The following is a 4,079-nucleotide window of genomic DNA, read 5'->3' as shown; positions in this document are numbered from 1 at the left end:
AGGCTAAACGTCCCGCTTTTGCCGCCATTGCCATGGCTTGGGCCATCATAGCCGGATTGGCCGCCATAGCGATCGCACTGTTAATTAATAAAGCATCCGCACCCATTTCCATGGCCCGGGCCGCTTCTGAGGGTGTACCGATCCCGGCATCTACCACCACGGGAATTTGGGCCGATTCGATGATAATCGCGATATTTGCCTCATTTTTAAGGCCCTGTCCCGACCCGATCGGCGATCCCAGCGGCATAACCGTGGCGCAGCCAGCCTCCTCTAAACGTTTGGCCAAGAGAGGATCGGCGTTAATATAGGGCAGTACGGCAAAACCTTCTTTAACTAATTGTTCGGCCGCTTGCAAAGTTCCGATCGGATCGGGTAATAAATATTTAGGATCGGGAATAACTTCGAGTTTAATAAAGTTATTGTCTTCCTGTCCCAATAATTTGGCCATTTCTCGCCCTAAACGGGCCACCCGAATCGCTTCTTCGGCCGTTTGACAACCAGCAGTGTTGGGTAACATCCAGATTTTCGACCAATCGATCGCCGCTGCTAATCCCTCATGGCCGGGTGCGTTCGTTTGTACTCGTCTAACGGCGACGGTGACGATCTGACATTCACTGGCAGTAATACTTTCCTGCATAGTGGTCAGATTGGCATATTTGCCAGTCCCAGTCATCAAGCGGGAGTGAAAGGTTTTCCCTGCAATGGTGAGGCGATCATTCTGGGGCGATAAAAGTGCTTGGGGTTTATTCTCAATAATAGTTAAGGACATAGGTGGAATAGTAAGGGGTGATGGTCGCTTAAAGCGATCGCAGCTAAAATGGGTCAAAATGGGATTAACTTTGTCATTAATCACCAGGTCAGCGATTAAGGAAGCAGTGACAGGGGCGAGTAAAATGCCATTGCGATAGTGACCGGTGGCTAAAATCAGGTTATCACAGCTACTGCGGCCTAAAATGGGTAATTCATCCGCTGTACCCGGACGGAATCCCCACCACATTTCCTCGATTTCCCAGTCAGCTAAAGGGGGATAGAGACGGGTGGCCCGCTCAAAAAGGGTTTGTAGTCCTTGGGGTGTATTACCCGTTTGCCAGGCCACTTTTTCGGAAGTGGCCCCGATAATTAAACGACCATGGCGACGGGGAACTAGATAGGTTTGCGGACCGAATAAAACCCTAGCTAAGGTCTGGTTAGGGGGCATTTTTACTGCGGCCATTTGACCTTTGACGGGATGGATAGGGAGGGGTAAAAGTTGACTCGTCCAGGATCCCGCCGCTAAAATGTAAATTTTTGCTTCTAATTCCCCAATTGAAGTATAAATACTCTTGACTTTTCCCTGCTTTTGCTGTATGGCGTGGACTTCTATGCCTTGGCGAATTTCTACCCCTAAATTTTCGGCCGCTTGTTGCAGCCCAGTCACTAGCTGCCGGTTGTCCACTTGTCCATCGTCAGGATACCACCAACCACCGACCACATCTTTACCTAGTCCGGGTTGGTAGAGGTGAACTGCATTGCTGTCTAACCAAATTTTATTAACTTCCTCGGTAGTAAAAGGCTGATCTAGCTCGTAAACGGGAGCAAGAATACCACAGGGATAGTAGCCGCTGTTTATTCCCGTTAAATCCTCGATTTTGCGGCTCCACTCTGGATATAGCCAGCGCGATTGTAAACAAAGATCGAGAAACGGACCCGGGGGAATCCCCTCCGCATGGGGGGCCAACATTCCCGCAGCCGCACGACTAGCGGCCTGAGCTATATCTCGAACTAGGAGGGTAACTTTTGCCCCGCGCAATTGCAAATCGACGGCGATCGCTAATCCGATGATACCACCGCCCACGATCAAAATTTCGCTAGTTGAGTTCTTGACCCTCCCATGGCTAAAAGCGAGGGATTCTTGGTTCAACGACATGGCTTAAAAATCTAAAGGAAATGTAACCTTGATCCTAACTCGCAATTAGTCAGCCGAGAGGAGGGAGAAGTGAGGCTACTGGCATAATTTAAGATTAAGATGATTTTTAGTCAATCTTTTCTAAGCTTCCCTTTTTCTTTAGAGCATTATGACTTCCCCTGCTGTCGATCGAGTTTATCAAGGTCAATTCGGAGAGTTTACGATTACGGATAGCGATCGCCTAGGGGTGCGTCTCTACCGTCTGGGTTTAAATTTAGCGGCTTTTAGTTTCGCTGTCGCTACAATTATAGTTCTCACCCGACCGCAATTACTGCCCCTGACTAACCTTTTATACATGGGTTTTTGTCTGGGGTTAGGCATCAGTTTATTGACTATCCATATTTATTTAATTCCCCTCCATCGTCTCCTGCAAGTTTTTTGGCTAATTGGGGCGATTACTTCCCTAATTTTCAGCCTCTATTCTCACCTTTCTCCCCTAGAATTTGTCTATAACCATCCGGTGAGTTTATTCGGTGTGGGCTTTATTTTTGCTAGTCTCACGGGGATTTATTTCAAAGAAGCTTTTTGTTTTAATCGTCTAGAAACCAAGTTTTTAACCCCTCTAGTTCCCACCCTTTTACTCGGTCATCTTTTGGGGATATTGCCCTTAAATTGGGAAAAGGGGCTATTAATTCTCTGGGCGACTTTATTCATTATCTTTGCTCTGGGAAAGTTAAGCCAACCTCTCCCCAACGATATCGGTGATAAATCGGTCTTTGAACATCTTAATCATTGACGAACTGGTCAGTAATCAGTGATCAGTAATCAGTGAAAAGACAGTAAGAAACTTCTATTTAATACTGTCATATTAAATCCAGTTATTAAAGACTGATTATTCATTCTCCCTATTGCCTATTGCCTGTCCTGATATGTAGTCTATACTCAGCGGATTTAGTATCACTTAAAACTCAAATCTGATAACTGATAACTGATATCGCTCTTCTGGAACTCTGGCAAAAATCTTACAGTCTCTCAACTCTGGCTCTCTTATGGGGTAGGCCTTCAAGCAAGTGCTAACTAACAGAAACACGAAATTTGAGTTTTTATTAGAAAAAAAGTCAGCGTTCGCTTGTCAAGCAAGGGTTTCAGAATCTAGATTCGGTCAGGTATTTCCGAAAGTCCCAGAAGAGCGATCCAAAGGCCTTCTTACCCTTCTGAGTATTTATACTCATTGCATAATTAGGATGCTCCCAATTTAATCTCTAGCTTGTATGTAAAGTTTTATGTAAAAATTCAACATTTGTGCTTTTAGCAGTTATAATGGCAGGGAAGTTTGCCACACCATCTGGGGCGATCAAGATTAATGCCCTTCGTGACACTCTGTGTATTACTTTTTTAGTACGACTTATTAACCGATTCAAGTTAGTTCGCTGTATAACCCCGTCCATTTCATTACAGGGATCGAAAGACTATCATGACCAAGATTTTAGTAATTTACTATTCTCAGTCAGGCTCGGTTGAGCAGGCAGCTCGATCATTGCTGAGTCCGCTCAAGTCCCTTGCTAATGTTGAGATTACTTGGCAAAATATTAGTCCAAATGTCGATTATGATTATCCTTGGAAATTTTATCAATTTTTTGATGTTTTCCCCGAGTGTATCAATCAAGAAGCCTCAGCAATTAAAACGCCCAACTTTAAACCGAATGAGCGATTTAACTTGGTGCTTTTGGCTTACCAGGTCTGGTATTTAGCTCCCTCGTTGCCAATCCAGGGATTTTTTCAATCAGAATATGCCAAGGTATTGAAGGATACCAAAATCATCACCTTAATTTGCTGCCGTAACATGTGGCATTCTGCTTCGGAAATGATGAAAAAGATGATTAAAGATGCGGGGGGTATTCATATTGATAATATAGTGATAACTCACCAAGGTTCCCCCCTGTCCACCTTTATTACTACCCCCAGAATGGTACTAACAGGCAAAAAAGACTCTTTAATGGGAGTGTTACCACCAGGAGGCTTCCGGGATGAGGAAATTGATTCCTTGTCACGTTTTGGGGAAGTAATTGCCAAAAACATTGATAACTTGGGTAATTCGTCTTTACTCAAAAAACTTGAGCCTGTTTCAGTCAATCGACGCTATATAATTCCCGAACAGATTGGACGAATTCTCTATCGACCTTGGGCAAAACTT

At 44.5% G+C, this 4,079-nt stretch carries 3 protein-coding genes; 2 read left to right on the top strand and 1 reads right to left on the bottom strand.

Annotation, left to right across the window (positions count from 1 at the left end; genetic code table 11):
- On the bottom strand, positions 1-1,906 hold a 1,906-nt coding region (thiO, locus tag PX636_RS13610), incomplete at its 3' end, for a glycine oxidase ThiO (protein ID WP_288117581.1).
- A 148-nt stretch (positions 1,907-2,054) separates the two neighbouring features.
- Here thiO and PX636_RS13605 point away from each other — a divergent pair.
- Both PX636_RS13605 and PX636_RS13600 read left to right on the top strand, forming a co-directional pair.
- Positions 2,055-2,681 (top strand): DUF2301 domain-containing membrane protein, encoded by a 627-nt coding sequence (locus tag PX636_RS13605; protein WP_288117580.1) that lies wholly within the window; start codon positions 2,055-2,057, stop codon positions 2,679-2,681.
- A 678-nt stretch (positions 2,682-3,359) separates the two neighbouring features.
- The coding region (locus PX636_RS13600; protein WP_288117579.1) for a hypothetical protein at positions 3,360-4,079 on the top strand (720 nt) is incomplete at its 3' end.

The sequence above is a fragment of the Microcystis sp. M53598_WE2 genome, assembly GCF_030067735.1.
Lineage (GTDB): Bacteria > Cyanobacteriota > Cyanobacteriia > Cyanobacteriales > Microcystaceae > Microcystis > Microcystis aeruginosa.
This window is presented reverse-complemented; position numbering and strand designations above follow the sequence as displayed.

Coding starts and splice junctions, on each gene's coding strand:
- PX636_RS13605 (WP_288117580.1), top strand. CDS start 2,055: ATGACTTCCCCTGCTGTCGATCGAGTTTATCAAGGTCAATTCGGAGAG.